At 51.0% G+C, this 18,005-nt stretch carries 14 protein-coding genes; 3 read left to right on the forward strand and 11 right to left on the reverse strand.

Annotated features, from left to right (window positions below; genetic code table 11):
• Positions 1-102: 102 nt before the first annotated feature.
• Positions 103-1,044: a DNA-3-methyladenine glycosylase family protein gene (locus ABEA66_RS19250; protein WP_345589910.1), complete on the forward strand. Its 942-nt coding sequence runs from the start codon at positions 103-105 to the stop codon at positions 1,042-1,044.
• A 193-nt stretch (positions 1,045-1,237) separates the two neighbouring features.
• On the opposite strand, the gene ABEA66_RS19255 is transcribed toward ABEA66_RS19250, so the two are convergent.
• Positions 1,238-1,432 carry a CDGSH iron-sulfur domain-containing protein gene (locus ABEA66_RS19255; protein WP_079909780.1) on the reverse strand — a complete coding sequence of 65 codons (195 nt, stop codon included), beginning with the start codon at positions 1,430-1,432 and terminating at the stop codon, positions 1,238-1,240.
• A gap of 302 nt (positions 1,433-1,734) precedes the next feature.
• On the opposite strand from ABEA66_RS19255, the gene ABEA66_RS19260 reads away from it, so the two are divergent.
• Complete coding sequence (locus ABEA66_RS19260) at positions 1,735-2,676, forward strand: aldo/keto reductase family protein (RefSeq protein WP_345589914.1); 942 nt, start codon at positions 1,735-1,737, stop codon at positions 2,674-2,676.
• A gap of 101 nt (positions 2,677-2,777) precedes the next feature.
• Here the strand turns inward: ABEA66_RS19260 and murC are convergent, their stop codons facing one another.
• The 3 genes from murC to ABEA66_RS19275 all read right to left on the reverse strand — a co-directional run bounded on the left by murC (position 2,778) and on the right by ABEA66_RS19275 (position 8,457).
• Positions 2,778-4,073: a UDP-N-acetylmuramate--L-alanine ligase gene (gene murC, locus ABEA66_RS19265; protein ID WP_345589916.1), complete on the reverse strand. Its 1,296-nt coding sequence runs from the start codon at positions 4,071-4,073 to the stop codon at positions 2,778-2,780.
• Positions 4,074-4,295: 222 nt separating this feature from the next.
• Complete coding sequence (locus tag ABEA66_RS19270) at positions 4,296-5,639, reverse strand: ArsB/NhaD family transporter (protein ID WP_192704031.1); 1,344 nt, start codon at positions 5,637-5,639, stop codon at positions 4,296-4,298.
• Between the two features lie 511 nt (positions 5,640-6,150).
• Positions 6,151-8,457 carry a glycoside hydrolase family 95 protein gene (locus ABEA66_RS19275; RefSeq protein ID WP_345589920.1) on the reverse strand — a complete coding sequence of 769 codons (2,307 nt, stop codon included), beginning with the start codon at positions 8,455-8,457 and terminating at the stop codon, positions 6,151-6,153.
• A 457-nt stretch (positions 8,458-8,914) separates the two neighbouring features.
• Here ABEA66_RS19275 and serS point away from each other — a divergent pair, with 457 nt between their 5' ends.
• Positions 8,915-10,225, forward strand: a complete 1,311-nt coding sequence (gene serS / locus ABEA66_RS19280; RefSeq protein ID WP_345589921.1) for a serine--tRNA ligase — start codon at positions 8,915-8,917, stop codon at positions 10,223-10,225.
• A 106-nt stretch (positions 10,226-10,331) separates the two neighbouring features.
• Here serS and ABEA66_RS19285 read toward each other — a convergent pair whose 3' ends face one another.
• The 7 genes from ABEA66_RS19285 to ABEA66_RS19315 all read right to left on the reverse strand — a co-directional run bounded on the left by ABEA66_RS19285 (position 10,332) and on the right by ABEA66_RS19315 (position 17,673).
• Positions 10,332-11,375, reverse strand: coding sequence for a metal ABC transporter substrate-binding protein (locus ABEA66_RS19285; protein ID WP_345589923.1), 1,044 nt, complete (start codon positions 11,373-11,375; stop codon positions 10,332-10,334).
• An 89-nt stretch (positions 11,376-11,464) separates the two neighbouring features.
• Positions 11,465-12,355, reverse strand: coding sequence for a metal ABC transporter permease (locus ABEA66_RS19290; protein WP_345589924.1), 891 nt, complete (start codon positions 12,353-12,355; stop codon positions 11,465-11,467).
• A complete protein-coding gene (locus ABEA66_RS19295; protein WP_345589926.1) occupies positions 12,301-13,008 on the reverse strand; it encodes a metal ABC transporter ATP-binding protein in 708 nt (235 codons plus the stop codon). Before ABEA66_RS19295 ends, ABEA66_RS19290 begins: the two co-directional genes overlap by 55 nt.
• A 444-nt stretch (positions 13,009-13,452) precedes the next feature.
• A complete protein-coding gene (locus ABEA66_RS19300; protein WP_192704024.1) occupies positions 13,453-13,656 on the reverse strand; it encodes a hypothetical protein in 204 nt (67 codons plus the stop codon).
• Positions 13,657-13,861: 205 nt separating this feature from the next.
• The gene (locus tag ABEA66_RS19305) at positions 13,862-14,893 is read right to left on the reverse strand and encodes an HD domain-containing phosphohydrolase (protein ID WP_345589929.1); all 1,032 of its coding nucleotides are present in this window, start codon (positions 14,891-14,893) and stop codon (positions 13,862-13,864) included.
• A gap of 17 nt (positions 14,894-14,910) precedes the next feature.
• Entirely contained in the window at positions 14,911-15,276 is a 366-nt protein-coding gene (locus tag ABEA66_RS19310; RefSeq protein WP_345589931.1) for a response regulator, read from the reverse strand.
• 18 nt (positions 15,277-15,294) lie between these two features.
• Positions 15,295-17,673, reverse strand: a complete 2,379-nt coding sequence (locus tag ABEA66_RS19315; RefSeq protein WP_345589933.1) for a response regulator — start codon at positions 17,671-17,673, stop codon at positions 15,295-15,297.
• Positions 17,674-18,005 lie beyond the last annotated feature (332 nt).

Below are 18,005 nucleotides of genomic sequence, written 5' to 3' on the forward strand. Positions count from 1 at the left end.
TGATACAACATATAGAATAGAGCTCAAAAGGGCCGGCCATGCCATATTTTGCAGGTTGCCTCGAATAGATACATTCAAAAGTCTAAAAAAATGGAGGGCGTCATGCTTACAAATCCGGCACGAATTCCGAACGATTACTGGACAGACCATGAAGATCATATCCTGCTTACCACCCCTGCTCCCTTCAGCTTCGAGCACAATCTGGGATACCTTATGCGGTCGTCCAATGAATGCATGTTCTATACAGAGGATCATGCCATATTCAGGCTGATTGCGACGGAGGGGACCCCCGTCCTGGTTCAAATCACCTGCCCGGAACCCGGCATTTTGAAAATCACGTTTCCCGGTGATACTCCTCCAGGGCCATCCGATCGAGCAGCTGCAGCCCAGTATGTCTGGGAATGGTTCGACCTCGGTACGGATCTTGCCCCCTTCTACCGGATTGCCGCTCAGGATGAACTGCTGGGCAGCGTCGTACAGCAATTTAACGGGCTTCGGATCGTCGGAATCCCCGACTTGTTCGAGGCGCTGTGCTGGGGCATTCTCGGCCAGCAGATCAATCTCGCGTTCGCGTACACCCTGAAGAGAAGATTTGTTGAAGCCTTCGGTCAATCCGCCGCCTGGAACGGGCAGACTTATTGGCTCTTTCCGGCTCCCGGGAAGATTGCGGCATTAACGGTTGCCGACCTGACACCGCTTCAGCTTACCACCAAGAAAGCCGAGTATCTTATCGGGGTTGCCCGACTAATGGACGAAGGGCTGCTTTCCAAGGACATGCTGCTCGAGCTCGCAGATACAGAGGCCATTGAGAAGAAGCTCGTGCAAATTCGCGGCATCGGTCCTTGGACAGCCCACTACGTGCTGATGCGTTGCTTAAGATCCCCTTCCGCTTTTCCCATCGCGGACGTCGGCCTGCACAATGCGATCAAGCAGCTTCTCGGGATGCCGAATAAGCCTTCAATCGAGGAGCTGCGCCGGATTTCCGCTCCCTGGGGTGACTGGAAGGCTTACGCTACCTTTTATTTATGGAGAACGATATATTAGCAGCTGGGATGTACCAGCCGCATATCCGGTTAGATCATCAATGGATCTCTGTCTGCTTTTGACGCCGAATAGGAAGGTTCAGATTCACCAGTTCTTCGAGGGACCTTCCTATCGGCGGTCAACCTTCTCTAGCATGCGGCTTGACGTTCATGAACATGATGCATTCGACGTTTGATCCAGCATTCGTGCGTCCTTACGCTCTTACTACACTCTCAAACTTCCCTTTATGCGCTCCGTTACAGAACGGCTTGCTGCTCGACATGCCACATCGGCACAAATAGGTCGTCTCTTTCACAGCCAACGGATTTCCTTCACCGTCCAGCAGCTGAATTTCCCCGCTGACGATCAGGGGACCATTGTCCGATACCGTAATTTTCACATCCGCCATCGTTCTCCCTCCTTTTATTCAAAATGTTGTTACAATTTCTTTTATTGTCTTTTTCCGAGTGTAATAAAACATCGCTCCCAAACTGCAATAGGGAATATTCACACTTTCTTTTCCGAAATTCAGATAAATTCCATAAAAAGGATTGTTTTCATACTATTTTTAGCCTATAGCAAGTTACTTCAACGTAAGTCTCATACCTTGGGGTAAGTTAATGAACTCTTTTTCAGCTCTTATCAAATGAAATATTTGTTTTTATAATGGCTAGGTAGTAAGAAAAAGATTTGCTGGGAGGCGTTTTCAAGATGCAATACAGAAGATTAGGCAACAGCGGACTTAAAGTCAGCGAAATCAGCTTGGGAAGCTGGCTCACCTACGGAGGGTATGTTGCAGATGATAATGCCGTTCGCTCCATCGAGCAGGCATACGACTTGGGCGTCAATTTCTTCGATACTGCCAATATGTATGAGCGCGGCGAAGCCGAGAAAGTCATGGGCAGGACGTTGTCCCAATATCCAAGAGAATCCTATGTTCTGGCAACCAAAGTTTTCAACAAGATGGGTGAAGGCCCTAACGACCGCGGCCTGTCCCGCAAGCATATTATGGAGCAATGCGAAGCGAGCCTGAAGCGTCTCGGTACCGATTATATCGATATTTATTACTGCCATCGTTATGATAAGGAGACGCCTCTCGAAGAAACGCTCCGTGCACTGGACGATCTCGTAGCTCAGGGCAAGGTGCTGTACATCGGCGTCAGCGAATGGACTCCGGCTCAAATCGTGGAAGCCTATGCCATCGCGGACAAGCTGCTGCTGGACAAAATCATCGTCAACCAGCCGGTTTATAACATGTTTAACCGCTATATCGAGAAAGAGATCATTCCGATCGGAAAAGAAAAAGGATACGGCCAAGTCGTCTTCTCGCCTCTGGCTCAAGGCCTGCTGACAGGCAAATACCGCCTCGGTCAGCCGGTCCCGCAGGACAGCCGCGCCGCCAGCAAAAACTGGGGCGAAAAGCAGCTGAGCGAAACCAATCTCCTGCGCGTCGAGAAAATATCCAAAATTGCCGACGAGCTGGGCATTAAGGTGTCGCAGCTTGCCATCGCCTGGATTCTTCGCCAAAGCAATGTTGCAAGCGCATTAGTCGGAGCTAGCCGTCCGGAGCAGGTGGTTGAGAATTGTGCTGCAAGCGGCATTACTTTGTCTGAAGATGTGCTGAACGCCATCGAGGAGGCTTTGCAGGCTTAAACCCCACAACGGGCTACTATGCCCAAAAAAGGTGCTTCCATCATCACTGATGATCCGGAAGCACCCTTCTTTATTTACACGCTGTGCAGAACGGAGCAGCCCTACATCTTTTCAAGCAGCATTTGATATTTCTGAATGTCGCCGGCTCCCATAAAAACAAGGACACTGTTTTCATAAGCGGACAAATGTCCGACCGTATGCTCCGAGATCAGCTGTGCATTAGGTATTTGCTCCTGCAGCTGCTCAATGGATACGCTGCCTTCCGCTTCTCTTGCCGAACCGAAGATAGGACATAAGAATACGTCATCGGCTCCCCTCAAAGACACGGCGAAATCGTCCATCAGCTTCTCTACCCGGCTGAACGTATGAGGCTGGAACACTCCGACCACTTTTTTCTCCGGGTACTTGCTTCTCACCGCTTCGAGCGTAGCCGTAATTTCTGAAGGGTGATGTGCGTAATCGTCAATCAACACATTCCCTCTCCATTGCTTCTCTGTGAAACGCCGTTTCACCCCGGAAAAGCCTTTCATTTGGCTGCGGATTTGCTCCAAATCGAGATCCAGAGTCAGCCCCGTACCGATGACGGCCAACGCGTTCAGCACATTGTGCCTGCCAAAGGCCGGAATCCAGAATCGGCCAAGCTCCGTATAGCGCCATTGAACGTTAAACGCAACTCCGCCGTGTTCGATAGCCAGATCGGATGCCCTGAGCTCATTATGAGCCTCCAATCCGTACAACACCATCCTTTTGCCAGTCTGCAGAAGGCGAACCTGTGCATCATCTCCGCAGGCGACCAAATGACTTCCAACCGAAGAGGCCATTTCCTCAAAAGCATCTCTAACGTCATGGATATCGGCGAAATAGTCGGGATGGTCGAAATCAATGTTGGTAATTACAGCAATTTCCGGCCGGTATGCAAGGAAATGCCTTCTGTATTCGCAGCTTTCAAACACGAACAGCTTCCCTTCGGGGTTCCCCCTCCCCGTACCGTCCCCAATAAGGAAGCAGGCAGGCTGTACCGCTCCGAGCGCATGAGCCATCATGCCGGTCGTCGTTGTTTTGCCGTGCGAGCCGGTTACGGCGATGCTCGTATAGCTCTTCATCCACTCTCCGAGAAAATGATGGTACCGACGAATCGGCAAGCCTGCCCGCCTGCAGCGTTCGACCGCCGGATGATCATCGTGAAACGCATTGGATACGATTACGGTCATCCCCGAAGCCGTCAGCGGCGCAGCCCCGAATGCATACATCGGAATACGCCGGGATTCCAAAGCGGCCTGTGTAAACAGGGTATCTTCGATATCCTCGCCTTGAATACCGTGCCCGAGATCATGCAGCATTTGCGCCAAAGCACTCATACCGCTGCCCTTAATTCCGATAAAATGATAATTCGCCATGGTTACCCCTCCGCAACAACATAGTCACATGCCTACAGTATATGTGAAATTGTTCATTGTGCTTTCGCCCAATTATAATAATTTATAATACGTTTCATATTTTATCCTTATAAAATCATTTGAGGAATGGCTTGGCCCTGATAATATTCTCATAACCAAATGATAAAAGCCCGGATCCATATCCCCTTCGATAGGTTCCAGGCTGTGAAGTCTCCTTCAGTCTTAAAATATCCAATTCACCCAATAAGCCAGAATAATCAAGGTGAACATCGTTGTAAGCGGGATGACGATCGAGGTCACCTTCAAATATTGTCCCCACGTGATGGGAACCTTTCCCTTTTTCAAAATATGCATCCACATTAAGGTAGCCAATGTCCCGATAGGCAGCAGAAGAGATCCGATATCGCTGCCTATGACGCTTGCAAGATAAGATATTTTCAGTGTGAGCGGGTCTAGTCCCATATTAGTCAGCGTCAAGGTTCCGGCCATCAAGGCAGGATGATTGTTGAACAGATTGGAGAGCACGGAGACGAGCACGCCCATCATTACACTCGCCTGAAGCAGACTGCCGGTTACAAGCGGTTGAAGGAAATGGATCAGCCACTCGATCAATCCAATGTTATTTAAGCCATATATAATCACATACATGCCGAATGCGAAGATGAATATATACCACGGCGTTTTTTTCAGCATATCGGCAGGCGAAATTTTCAGGCGGTACCAGCGCCAGCCGAGCAGAATCACAGATCCGAGAATGGCCGCCAACGAAACGGGGACATGGAAATAGGACGCTGCAAACAAACTGATCCTGACACCAAAAACGAAGATCAAAATATTTCTCATAAATTTATTGCGCTTCTCCACCGTCATCTGTTCTTCTTCCCCTTGCAGAGGGTGGCTGCCCTTGGTCAGCAGCAGCTTGCGATTTCCCGCCGGGAGGGTTCGGGGCAGCGTTTTACGGAATTCGAGATACAGCAGGCAGACCAGCAGGACAAGCCCTAACGTGGCCGGTACAAACATCATGGCCGTGTGCATATACAAATCCATGTGAACGATTTTTAATGCAATCAGATTGACGATATTGCTGACTCCAATAGGGGCGCTGGACGCCGTGGCTATTAGAGCGCCGGATAACAAATAGGGAATCTTTTGATGATTTTTCAAGCCCAAATGCTGCAGCAGCAGAAGCAGAATCGGGGTTGTAATGAGAATGCTGCCGTCATTATTGACGAACAAGGTCATCAGGAAGCATAAGAGGTTAATATACCAAAACAGCCGGATTCCTGACCCCCTGGCCTTGTCCACCAGCTTTTCCGCTGTCCATTGAAAAAAACCGAAGCTTTCCAAAACAATCGCCATCACAATCGTTGCTATAATCGTAATTGCTGCTCCACTTATAGTATCCAATATGTTTCCAAGGTCCGTTAAAGTGACGCTGCCGCTCAAAAGTACGAAGGCAGCTCCAATCGAAGCGGGTATCGCCTCGTTGACTTGCGGCTTCCAAAATATGAACATAATCGTGAAGAGAAAAGCAAGAATTGTGATCGGGACCATCAGCTCAGCCATACGTAATCCTCTCCTTTACAGATGGATGCCGTCCATTCTATCAACAGCAGCCAATCTAGTATTTTCTGGTCCGCGACATCTACAACTGTTTCTAGCAATAAGGATACATCGTGTCCATCGTTATCCATCCCTCCATTCCTGATAGCTATTAGAATTCGTTGATAGTTATTAATACGTTTCCGGTAAATAACTTGTACTGCGCTTCAGCCTGTATTTCTATTAATTCCATTTCTATCAACCGTTGATATATGTCGTCTCATGGCACTTATAAACCCGTGAAAAAAACGCCCGTTCCGGGCGGATAGGGATGCAATTTTTAAGAGGAATCCTATCTATGACGGCAAGCAAAATAACCCCACAAAGAACTTGAATCGGCTTCGAAGCCAAGTCCATTTCTTTGTGGGGAATTCCAATCAACGTTTCCCGAGAACAAGAGCGACCGGAAGGGGGATACCCCACCGGGGTGCCATAGCATTTTTTCAGATTTTCAGGTTTCTCAACAAACTGCCCATCAGGCTAAAACACGAAGATGATAGACTGCACCCGCTTCTGTCGGGAATTCTACGATATCGGATGCTCCGTGGCCTTGCGCAATAGGCTGCCCGTTATGAAGAATTTGAACCGGCAGCTTGGATTGCAGCCTGCATAAGCTGCCGTTATGGGATACGACTCTTGCTTCTGCCAGGAGCGACTCCTGCCAGCGGATCGATAACTCGAAGCCCCCTCGCGCCCGCAGTCCTTCAACTGATCCATCAGGCCATGCCAACGGAAGGGCCGGCAGCAAACGAATCGCTCCTTCGTGCGATTGGAGCAGCATCTCCGCTATCCCTGCGACCGCTCCCAGGTTGCCGTCAATTTGAAAAATTTGCGGCGGATGCAAATCGAGCATATTGTCGGCCGTACTGACACGAAGAAGCTTGGCAATCATCTCGTGGGCCTGATCTCCTTCGTTGAAACGTGCCCACAGGCTAATAATCCATGCCAGGCTCCATCCCGTCCCGCCTCCTCCGTATTGGAGACGGCGCTCCAGCGCAACGCGAGCCGCATGCGACCAGCGTTCGTCACGCAGCAGCTGATCGTCCGGGAAGACACCGAATAGATGAGACAGATGCCGATGCCCCGGGTCGACCTCCTCATAATCCTCGTCCCATTCCTGCAGCTGTCCGAACCTCCCGATTTTCGGCTCTGGAAGCAGGCTGCAGGCTTCCTTCCATTGCCTACGCAGCTCCTCATCCACCTGCAATATTTCGGCCGCTTTGATGCACCGCTCGAACAGCCCTCTAGCGATCTGAACATCCATCGCCGGATCCATGCACAATCTTCCTGTCTCCCCGTTAGGCAGCCGGAACGAATTTTCGGGGGATACGGTAGGCCCAATATGAAACATGCCGTCCGAATCCTTCAACAGGAAATCAAGAATGAACAAGGACGCCTCCTTCATTAACGGATAGCCCCGCTCTGCCAGGAAAGAGGTATCCAGGCTGAAAGCGTAGTGCTCCCATAAATGGAAGCAGAGCCATGCCGCCCCCATCTGCCATAACCCGGCCCTCGCATAGTCCGTAGGTGCCGTATCCCCCCATAAATCCGTATTATGGTGACACATGAAGCCGCGTGCCCCATACTGAACACGGGCCGTTTCCTGCCCTTGGGGGAGCATTCTATCCAGGTGATCGAACAGCGGAAAATGCAGCTCCGCCATATTGCACACCTCCGCCGGCCAATAATTCATTTGAATATTGATATTGATCGTATATTTTGAATCCCAAGGCGGCACATAGCTATCGTTCCATATGCCCTGCAAATTAGCCGGAATCGTGCCCGGACGGCTGCTTGAAATCAACAAATACCGGCCGTAATGAAAATACAGCTCGGTCAATCCCGTATCTTCATCCCCGTTCTTCACGCGGGCCAGCCGTTCGTCTGTAGGCAGCTCGGCAAGCTCCTCTTGACCAACGCATCCAAGGGACAGCTTCATCCTGTCAAACCACGGACGATATTCCTGCAGATGGCGCTCCAGCAGCACCGGATACGGGACAGCTGACGCCTGCTGCAGCTCCTCCTCGCAACGTTCCCGATACTGCTCGTACCGGAAATCGGTTGAAACCGTCAACACCAAGGTTACAGCATCGGCGCCTTCCACATAGAGATGATCGCCTAGCGTCCGGCTGCTTCCCCCTTCTAACACCGCTTTCATACGGACGTGGAATTTCGTCCCCCATGCTCCGCACTGACCGTCCAGACTAACCGTATCAGGCCCTGCGGTTTCAGTGACTGCATCGAACTTGCGAAACAGATTGGCTCCGAACCTAAGCCGGTTCGGACGGTCCGCCTTCAGCCGGACGATGAGCGCCTGGTCGGCAGCGCTTGCAAACATTTCCCTGGAGTACGTCGTATCCTGTATTCGGTAGGTCACCGTGGCAATCCCGGTTTCCAAATCGAGCTCTCTGCGATAATCCTCCATTATACTGTCCTTATGCCCTGGAAAAAACAGATTCAGCTCGCCTAACGTCTGATATGGAGGCTGCCTGCGAGCCACTCCCATCATTCCCATATCGGCTATATCGTGGGCTTCCTCTACCTTCCCCTCACTCAAGAGCCGGCGTATTGGGTCAATGGTTTGCAGAGAATCCGGGTTGTTGCGGTTTTGGGGACCTCTCGTCCAAACGGTATCCTCGTTAAGCTGAATAACCTCGCGGTTGACTTGCCCGTGTACCATCGCGCCTATGCGTCCGCTGCCGAGCGGAAGCGCCTGCAGCCATTTTTTGGCCGGCTTGCGGTACCACAGCTTCGTTTCCTGCTTCTGTTGATGAAACTGCACACTGATTTCCTCCCCACATCATATTGGTTCCTATATGCATGACTTCCCTTATTGTAATAGGCAGGGATTCCCCTAGCCATGAACAAAATACACTTGAATTTAGACAATATTCACGTTTTGTCCCTCTCTCCGCGTACGGGATTCTAACAAGAAGGTGCCAAGGAGGTTTGGACAGCCAAGGAACCAGCCCGCACTTGCACAAGCAAAGCCGAATAAGGTATACTGGAAAAAATAAAATCGTGTCTATTATGCCGATGAAGAGATTCCAACTCGGAGGCGTTTTCGTCAAGGAGCCCACGCTCCCTAAGCTAACCGGACCCGCCCGTTACCGCGGAACCAAAGGGGATCGAACAACCTTGTTGTTCGGTCAAGTTGGGTGGCACCGCGAGCAAAGCGCTCCTCGTCCCATACGGATGAGGGCGCTTTTTGTATTTTTACACAAAAGGAGCGAGGTACTATGCTGGACATCAAATGGATACGAGAAAACGGAGAGCGGCTGCAAGCCGCAGCGGACCAAAAAGGGATGGAGGTTTCCATTAAGGAGCTGCTGCAGCACGATGAGAACAAGCGGCGGCTGCTGCATCAGGTGGAGCCGCTGCGGCAGTCGAGAAACAAGCTGTCGCAGGAAATCAGCCTGCTCATGCAATCAGGCCAAGCGGAGGAAGCCGGACGCAGGAAACAGCAGGTGAAAGAAATGAATGAGACACTGGCGCAGCTGGAGACGGAGCTTGCAGCTGCAGAGCAGGCGTATAAAAGGCTCCTGCTCCGTGTACCCAATATAGTTTCGCCGGATACTCCTGTTGGACGTTCCGATGCGGATAATGTGGAAATTCGGCGCGTCGGCTTTCCTGCCCGATTTGGTTTTATGCCTCGGGATCATGTAGCGCTCGGCGAGCTCCACGATATGATTGATATTCCCAGGGGTGTGAAAACAGCCGGACGCCGCAACTATTACTTGAAGGGTGCAGGCGTGCTGCTGCATCGGGCGGTACAACAGCTTGCCCTGGATCTCCTTGTTCGCAAAGGCTTCCAGCTGCTGGAGGTACCTCTTATGGTACGTGCGGAGGCTTTGACAAATACCGGGTTCTTCCCACTCGGGGAGGATCAGGTTTATGCGGTTCCGGATGAAGAGAAGTGGCTGGTCGGCACTTCCGAAGTGCCTCTTGTCACCTACTACAGCAATGAAGTGGTGGATGTGACCCGGCCGATCAAGCTGGCCGCGGCATCCACCTGCTTCCGAAGCGAGGTCGGCTCCGCAGGCAAGGACGTTCACGGCTTGTACCGGGTCCATCAATTTTCCAAGGTCGAGCAGGTCATCCTCTGTGAAGCGAGCCTTGAACGATCGGAGGAGCTGCTGCAGGAAATTACCGGCAATGCGGAGGAGCTGCTGCAGCTGCTGCGTCTGCCTTATCGGGTTATGGCCGTCTGCACGGGGGATATGTCGCAGAAGACCTACAAGCAGTATGACATCGAGAGCTGGATGCCCAGCCGGGACAGCTACGGCGAGACGCATTCTTCCTCGAGCCTGCTGGATTTCCAGGCGCGCCGCTCGAATATCCGCTACCGCGATGCGCAAGGAAAGGCCCGACACTGCTTCACTCTGAACAACACGGCAGTGGCGTCGCCGCGGATTCTGATTCCGCTGCTGGAGAATCATCAGCAGGAGGACGGATCGATCTGGATTCCTCCGGCTCTCCGGCCTTATATGAACGGCATGGAGCGGCTTGTTCCTCCCGGCGGCTCCGTGCAGGACACCTTGACAATATAGAGGCGGAGAACGGCACATCTGCAGAAGTTTGAACAAATCAAAAAGATCGGTGGTCCCCCCCTACTTTTGGGGAGGAGAGACCATCGATCTTTTCATGTTCACGCTTCTACTCGTTTAAGGCAGCCTTTAGAGCCACCAGATTGTTGAGCATAATTCCAATATAATCCAGCTGCTTGGCTTTATCCTCTTCGGTCAGGCCCTCGATCGGATTCAATACCGCCGTCTTGGCTCCAAGCTCCCTGGCTACCGTCTCGGCTACCTTCGGATTCACGAGCGTTTCGAAGAATATCGTCTTCACCTGCTTATCCTTGGCGAACCGGATGATCTCCCCCATCTGGCCGGGTGACGGCTCCTGCTCCGGGGACAAGCCTGCGATAGGGACTTGCGTCAAGCCGTATCGCTTGGCCAAGTATCCGAACGCGGCATGCTGCGTAACGAATTCCTTGCGTTTAGCAGAAGCCAGCCCATCCTTGAACGACTGGTCCAGCTCCTTCAGCTTAGCGATATACGCAGCGGCATTTTTCTTATAGACCTCTTTATTGGCAGGATCAGCCTGCTCCAATGCCGCCTGGATCGACTGAACCTCTTGCTGGGCCAGAACAGGATCGAGCCATACATGCGGATCAGCCGGACCGTGATCGTGATGGCCGTCTTGCGTATCGCCGGTTTCCTTGCCATGGTCATGGTCATGATCATGTTCCTCTTCATCATGCTCCGTCCCTTCCAGCAGCTCCATCTGTTTACTGGCTTCGACGACCGCCGTCTTGTCTTTATTGATGCTGCCCAGTACTTTATCAGCCCAGCTTTCCATGCCTGCGCCATTATACACGAACACACCTGCATCCTGAATCAGCTTCATATCCTGAGCCGTCGGTTCCCAATCATGAGGCTCCATACCGCCGGGAACCAAATTCACGACCTCCGCTTTATCACCGGCTACTTGGCGGGCAAACTCATACAGCGGATAAAAGCTTGTTACAACCTTCAGCTTCGCCTGCTGGACGGGTATATCCTTCCCCGTGCCCGATTCTGCATTCAGCTTCGAGTCCGGTTTAGAAGGGGCTGCCTGATCGGCAGCGCTGCAGCCTGCCGTGACCATTCCGGTTACTAGCACCAGACTGAGCAATTTAGTAGAAAACAATGATTTCATCTTCATCCTCCGTTATTTATGATAGATTCCTAGAGCACAAGCCCGCTTTGAAGCTATTTATTCCTTAAAGCTCCGAAAGTGTTCCGCGCTCACTGCGTTCCCTGAGAAACCATGAGTCCTTCCTCCACAGGCTCCTGCTGCACACTGTGCGGCCGCTTTTTATTGCGAAGCTTCCCTATGTACAGCCAGCCCCTTTTCAACACCAATCCGATTATGAGAAACAACAGCAGCGCAAGTGCAATCGTCCCGCCCGGCGGCGTACTGAACCGGTAGGATGCCGTAAGCCCCGTGCAAACTCCCGTAACCCCGATAAGAACAGACAGCAGGATTGCAGCTGTAAACCCCGGCGCAATACGGATAGCCAAGGCGGCCGGCAGTATAACTAGCGATGACACCAGCAGCACACCGACTATCGGCATCGCAACAGCCACCGCCATCCCGGTGACCACACTGAAGGAAAAGGAAATCAGCCTTACGCGTACTCCGCTTGTCTCTGCGGTTTCTTCGTCGAAAGCAAGCACGTACAAAGATCTCCGCAGCAAGAAGAAATACAGCCCTCCAGCCGCCGCCACTCCCAGCATCAGCCACAGCTCTACGGGGTTCACAGCCAGAATTGAACCGAACAAATAAGCATTCATGCTCTTGCTTAGGCTTTGATTCATATTCATGGCAACTACGGCGAAGCCTAATCCGCCTATCATGATGATCGCAATAGAAATTTCGCTGAAAGCCCGGAACGATCTGCGGACGTACTCCACACTGCAGGCACCGATCACCGCAGCGGCGAATCCTGTTATTACGGGATTCCAATGCAGCAGCCCTCCTATGGCAACGCCTGCCAGGGATACATGAGACAGGGTATCCGCCATCAGAGCCTGCCGCCTAAGCATCAAGTAAACGCCGAGCACTGAAGCCAGAACGGACACTATCCCCCCGGCCAAAAATGCCCGCTGCATGAACTCGTAGTGCAGCATTTCCAATCCCCTCCCTCCTTGCGCTTCAATTCGATAACGCGATCGATTCTGGGCAGCACTTCCTCCAGGCCGTGAGTTACCATAACGACGGATCTGCCGGATTCCTTCACCTGCGAATGCATCAGCTCATAAAAAGCATGCCGGCTCTCCACATCCATACCGGTAGTCGGTTCATCCAGAATGAACAGATCCGGCTCCTGCGCGAGGGCCCTTGCCACCCCCATACGCTGCTTTTGACCGCCTGACAGCTCGCCGATTCTCACATGCCTCCGATTCCACATCCCTACCTGCTTCAGGGCCCGCTCCACAATGAAATGATCCCTTTCATTCAACCGTTCATACCAGCGCTTACGGCTCCATCTGCCCGACCGTACCCATTCGATTACCTTGCTTGGAAAGCCGCTGTTAAACGAGGCCATCTGCTGAGGGACGTAGCCTACAACCAATTTTCCTCCCTGGGGGCCGACTCCGCTTCTTTCCACTTGACCGCTCCAAGGCTTTATTAGGCCGAGCATCAGCTTCAGCAGGGTTGTTTTCGCCGCTCCGTTAGGGCCTATCACCGCTACGAACTCGCCCGAGGTTATCTCAAGATTCACATCGTCCAGACAAGGAAATTCCGAGTAACCGAAGACAACCCGCTTCATACTGGTCAGCTCCATTCCCTACCCACACTCCTTTCAAAGCAATCGTCAATATTCGTAATAATTACTAATAATAACGACTATGATAAACGAAGCTCGCCCAATTGTAAATAGTATTTTTTACGTTTAACAAATAAAAAAACAGCCCCAGGGAACATCTCATGTCCCGGACTGCCAAAAAGCCGCTCTTGATTATACCTATTTTTAGATGAGCTCTATCTGAATAAACTAGCCCTAAAAGCCGTCACTGCCGCAAGCGGCAAGGCTCCATTGCGATAACTCAGGAATCGATCCGTGCTTTATGTCAGGGGGAGTCATTACCGCAGATTTGACCCGGCTTATCATCCGTTCCTGAGGTCACAACGGCGGTTACACTGAAGAGGGCCCCTTCACAGCGAACGTCGGCTCCACTTTCCCCGTACAAACGCAGCCGTCAGCATAAAGCATTCCCAAGAAAAGAGATTACCGGCCCACGAGCTCATAAACTTGCTTTAAGGATAGCCCCATTTCTCTAGCCAGATCCATAGCGGAAGCGTGCGGATTGGCTTGAAGGAACCTTTTCACCTGATGAGTTTGTTCGAGATGGAGCTTAAAGCAATCGCTGCAAAGCACGTTCACGCTCTGCAGATGAAGCTTGCCGCAGCCGCGGCAGTTGGATAGATTCATGAACAAACCTCCGTCGCCCTGTCGAAATCTGTAAATTTCTGATGCTACACACCTTCGCAGGCAACCGGGCTTTTCAGGGGGTAGCCGGTAAGCTCGGACTAATCGCTCCCTATCCTTTGGAGAACAGCTGCTGATTAGAGAAAAGGCCCCGGCAATGACGCAATAGCTGCGGGACCTGTTCTGTATGGACATTATGTATGATGGCTTAGGGTTTTATTTCCTGAAGCAGTTGAATAAACACATCCACGATCTGCGGATCAAAATGTTTTCCCCGTTGCTCCTTGATTTCAGCAAGCGTTTCTTCTTGTGTCCAAGCCCTCTTATAAAGACGGGCATGGGTTAACGCATCATAAAAATCCGCAAGTGCCACAATCCGTGCCGCGAGAGGAATTGCTTCTCCCTTCAGCCCTTGGGGATATCCGGTACCATCCCATTTTTCATGGTGTGACTCGGCTATGAGTCTGGCCAGCTTCAGAAGAGCAAAGGAGCTTCCCTCCAAAATATTGGAACCGATCGACGTATGAGACTTCATACGCTCGAACTCATGGGGCTCAAACCGCCCCGGCTTCAGCAATATATCGTCCGGGATGCCGATTTTACCAATATCATGAAGCGGTGCCGCCGACCGGATCATGTCAACTTCGTGGCCCGGCAATCCCAGTCGTTCTGCAATTAATCCCGATAACCAGCCTACCCGTTGCGTATGCTGACCTGTTATATCGTCCCGGTATTCCGCCGCACGTCCGAGAAGCTGCAATATTTCCATTTGGGCCATCTGCAGTTCTTTCGTCCGTTCCCGTACTTTTTCTTCCAATATACTATTCTGATTTTGCAGCTGATTGTGAAGATACCGGGTTCGGAGCAAATTTGTAATACGAAGTATCACTTCCGTCCTGTCAAAGGGCTTTGTCAAAAAATCATTAACCCCCGCCTGCAGTCCCTGCTGCTTGGCCTCGGAGGTCAAATCGGCAGTAAGCATCAAGACAGGCAAATAGTTATCCGGCCCAGAATGACCGCGAATGAGCTTCAGAGCCTGAAGCCCGTCCATTTCCGGCATGTGCAGGTCAAGCAAAATAATGTCCGGATCCACTTCCGTGAGCAATCGTTCAACCTCCAGAGAATTCATGGTGCTGTACACATTTTGGAATCCCGCTCGCCCCAGAATACGTTCCAGAAGGCTGACGTTATACTCTTGATCATCCACGATTAAAATTTTGCCCAGCTTGATCTCGTCCATCGTTATTCACCTTTCGCTTATCGATTCAATGCCGCATTTATTTTCTCAAGCAATCGTTCCAAAACGACCGGCTTGGTATCAAAATCATCGCATCCCGCCCGATAAGCCTCTGCTTCATCTCCCGCCATGGCATGAGCGGTTAAGGCTATGACCGGGATATTCTTCGTTTCATCCTTGCTTTTGAGCAAACGGGTTGCCTCCCAGCCATCCATTACGGGTAAACTCAAATCCATTAAGATTAAATCGGGGCGTTCCTGAATGGCCGTGTCAACGCCTTGCTTCCCGTCTTCGGCTGTGATTACCTCAAACCCCCTGCGGGCAAGCCTCCGAGAAAGCATGTCCCGATTCATTTCGTTATCTTCCACAAGGAGAATTGTGTTCATGTCGATTCGCCTCTCTCATTATGAATGTCCCTGCGTGTTCTGCTCCTCAACAAACCGGCGAATATCCGCCAGCAGTGATTTATGGTCGAAGGAACCTTTTTGGACAACATTTTTTACAAAGCCATTGAGCTTCAGTCTGTCTTCCGCCGTGATCGATTTGGCTGTCACAACCACAACCGGCAGCTTGCTCCAGGCTTCCCTCTTGCGAAGTTCTTCAAGGAACTGAAATCCGTCCATCTCCGGCATCATAAGATCAAGCAGGATAAGCGCCGGCTCTGCTCTCTCCATTAATTCCAAGGCAAGCCGGCCGTTCCGAGCCTGGTTCACGACATATCCTTCCTTCTCCAGCAGCCTCGTCAGCAAATCGCTCGTCGCTTCATCGTCCTCAATGACCAGCACCTTGTGTTCGTTACGGTTGGAAATATACCGATCCATGACATGAATCAGCCGCTCACGCTGAATCGGCTTCGTCAGAAACTCGGATGCGCCCAATGCATATCCCAGCTGTTGGTCATTGGTCATTGACCAAATCACTATAGGAATGTTTTGCAGCTCGGGATCGCTCTTTATTGCTGACAGGACACTCCACCCATCCATGCTCGGCATAAGAATATCCAGACAGATCACTTTGGGGCGAAGCTTCCTGGCTAATTGAAGCCCTTCCTGCCCATTGGTAGCAAACGCCAGCTTCCATCCTTCATTAGCAAGATAGCGCTTCATCAATTGATGGTTAAACGTCTCGTCGTCAATGAGCAGGATGCTGACACCGTTGTCATTTTCCTTGCAGCTCTGGTCGTCAGCAAGCTCCTTCAAACCCGGCTCGTCGTCACTCTTGGATATCGGAAGCCAGCAGGTAAAGGTGCTCCCCGCCCCCATTTCGCTTTCGACCTCCATGGATCCGCCTAACATTTCACAGAAGCTGCTGCTGATTGCCAGCCCGAGACCCGTCCCCCCATACTTGCGAGTGGTAGAGGAATCCGCTTGCATGAAGGGCTGGAACAGCTTCTCGACTTGCTCAGATGTCATTCCGATGCCTGTGTCCTTGACGCGAAAGCTGTATCCTGCGATATGGCTTCGCTGTTCATGATTTACCTCTAAGGTAACCGTACCGTTTTTGGTAAATTTGCTTGCGTTGCTGAGCAGATTAATCAGGATTTGTCTCAGCTTGGTGACGTCCGTTGTCATCACACCTTCTTGCAAACGCAGCTCCAAGGTATTTCCGTTTTTATCTATGAGCGGTTTGACTGTGGTGATCACATCCCGTATCAGACCGGACACTTCGAACGTCTCTATGTGAATCTCCATTTTGCCCGCTTCAATTTTGGAAATATCCAATATGTCATTAATCAACGACAGCAGATGCTTACCCGCATTTCTGATTTTCCCCAGATCCTCTACGAAGGTCGGCTCATTAAGCTCCTCAGCTTCTTCCACCAGCATTTCGCTGTACCCGATAATCGCATTGAGCGGCGTTCTAAGCTCATGGCTCATATTGGCCAGGAACTGGCTTTTGATCATATTGGCTTTGATCGCCTCGTCATGGGCTTGTTCAAGCTGTGCCGTACGTTCTCTCACCAATTCCTCCAAATTTTCGTTTAGCTGCCGCAGTTCCTGATTCATCAAATAGATTTCATTGGTTTTCTCTTGAATTTCCGAGTCCTTATGTGAGATCTTGTTCGATATGTAAATCCCGAGCAGAGATAACCCGAGCGTAAATAAAGTTCCTGCCGAAATGAAGTAACCGAGCCAGTCCTGATCCAGCTTGATGCCCGAGGTTGACATGGACTTAGGCCCCAGGTGAAATTCAGCCGCCATCATACCCGTATAATGCATGCCCACAATCGCAGCACCCATAATCAGCCCGCTCCCCAGCTTTTTCCATGCAACACTGCCTTCCGCGTCTCTGCGGAAATAAAACGACAGCCATAGCGCCGCTACCGACGCAATTAGGGCTATGACAATGGAAAGAATAAAGTAAAAACGGTTATAAGTAATATCAATCAGCATAGCAGCCATTCCAATGTAGTGCATCGAGGATATCCCGGTGGCAAGCAAGACCCCGCCGCCAAGCAATTGGCGCCATGACAACTGCTCGCGGCTTACTACATGCAAGGCGACGAAGGAGGCAATAATAGCCACCACGACTGACAATATAACGGTGATCAGATTATAAGAAACCGGAGCAGGCAGGGAAAATGCCAGCATGCCTACAAAATGCATCGACCAGATCCCCATTCCCATGGCAAAGGCGCCAAAAGAAAGCCACAGCCATCGGTTCATCCCATCGGATTTGCTGATCCTCCCTGCCAAATCAAGAACGGTGTAAGAAGCAACAACAGCAACAACATACGAAAAAACAACTAGTGATGTATCGAACGATCCATGAACATGTTCCATCCTATTTCCCCTTCTCTTTAAAAATCGACAAGTTTCCTTATTTTTCTACTTTTAGATTTATTCACTTCTATGAACCGTGAAAAATCAATAGGTCTGCGGATTCTTTTTTAGTATACAACATCGTACTGAAACTTTTTGATATTTTTTGTATGAATTTCCCTGCAAAGCTATCCGCGCCACAAACCGGTACCTCAGAGATCTATTGCGGAAAATAAAAACAAGCAAGCCCTCGACTGCTCTTGCAGACGAGCTTGCTTGTTTTGGGTCCATAATCACCCTCCAAGGTGACTGTTTGAAGCTTGCAGTCACGAGGCGGATCGGGATAGGAAATC

It is taken from the genome of Paenibacillus vulneris, from assembly GCF_039543185.1.
GTDB lineage: Bacteria > Bacillota > Bacilli > Paenibacillales > NBRC-103111 > Paenibacillus_S > Paenibacillus_S vulneris.

What these genes read in the sequence shown, in the direction of transcription:
- ABEA66_RS19250 (WP_345589910.1), top strand. Translation starts at nt 103, where the DNA reads ATGCTTACAAATCCGGCACGAATTCCGAACGATTACTGGACAGACCAT.
- ABEA66_RS19255 (WP_079909780.1), bottom strand. Translation starts at nt 1,432, where the DNA reads ATGGCGGATGTGAAAATTACGGTATCGGACAATGGTCCCCTGATCGTC.
- ABEA66_RS19260 (WP_345589914.1), top strand. Translation starts at nt 1,735, where the DNA reads ATGCAATACAGAAGATTAGGCAACAGCGGACTTAAAGTCAGCGAAATC.
- murC (WP_345589916.1), bottom strand. Translation starts at nt 4,073, where the DNA reads ATGGCGAATTATCATTTTATCGGAATTAAGGGCAGCGGTATGAGTGCT.
- ABEA66_RS19270 (WP_192704031.1), bottom strand. Translation starts at nt 5,639, where the DNA reads ATGGCTGAGCTGATGGTCCCGATCACAATTCTTGCTTTTCTCTTCACG.
- serS (WP_345589921.1), top strand. Translation starts at nt 8,915, where the DNA reads ATGCTGGACATCAAATGGATACGAGAAAACGGAGAGCGGCTGCAAGCC.
- ABEA66_RS19285 (WP_345589923.1), bottom strand. Translation starts at nt 11,375, where the DNA reads ATGAAATCATTGTTTTCTACTAAATTGCTCAGTCTGGTGCTAGTAACC.
- ABEA66_RS19295 (WP_345589926.1), bottom strand. Translation starts at nt 13,008, where the DNA reads ATGGAGCTGACCAGTATGAAGCGGGTTGTCTTCGGTTACTCGGAATTT.
- ABEA66_RS19300 (WP_192704024.1), bottom strand. Translation starts at nt 13,656, where the DNA reads ATGAATCTATCCAACTGCCGCGGCTGCGGCAAGCTTCATCTGCAGAGC.
- ABEA66_RS19305 (WP_345589929.1), bottom strand. Translation starts at nt 14,893, where the DNA reads ATGGACGAGATCAAGCTGGGCAAAATTTTAATCGTGGATGATCAAGAG.
- ABEA66_RS19310 (WP_345589931.1), bottom strand. Translation starts at nt 15,276, where the DNA reads ATGAACACAATTCTCCTTGTGGAAGATAACGAAATGAATCGGGACATG.
- ABEA66_RS19315 (WP_345589933.1), bottom strand. Translation starts at nt 17,673, where the DNA reads ATGGAACATGTTCATGGATCGTTCGATACATCACTAGTTGTTTTTTCG.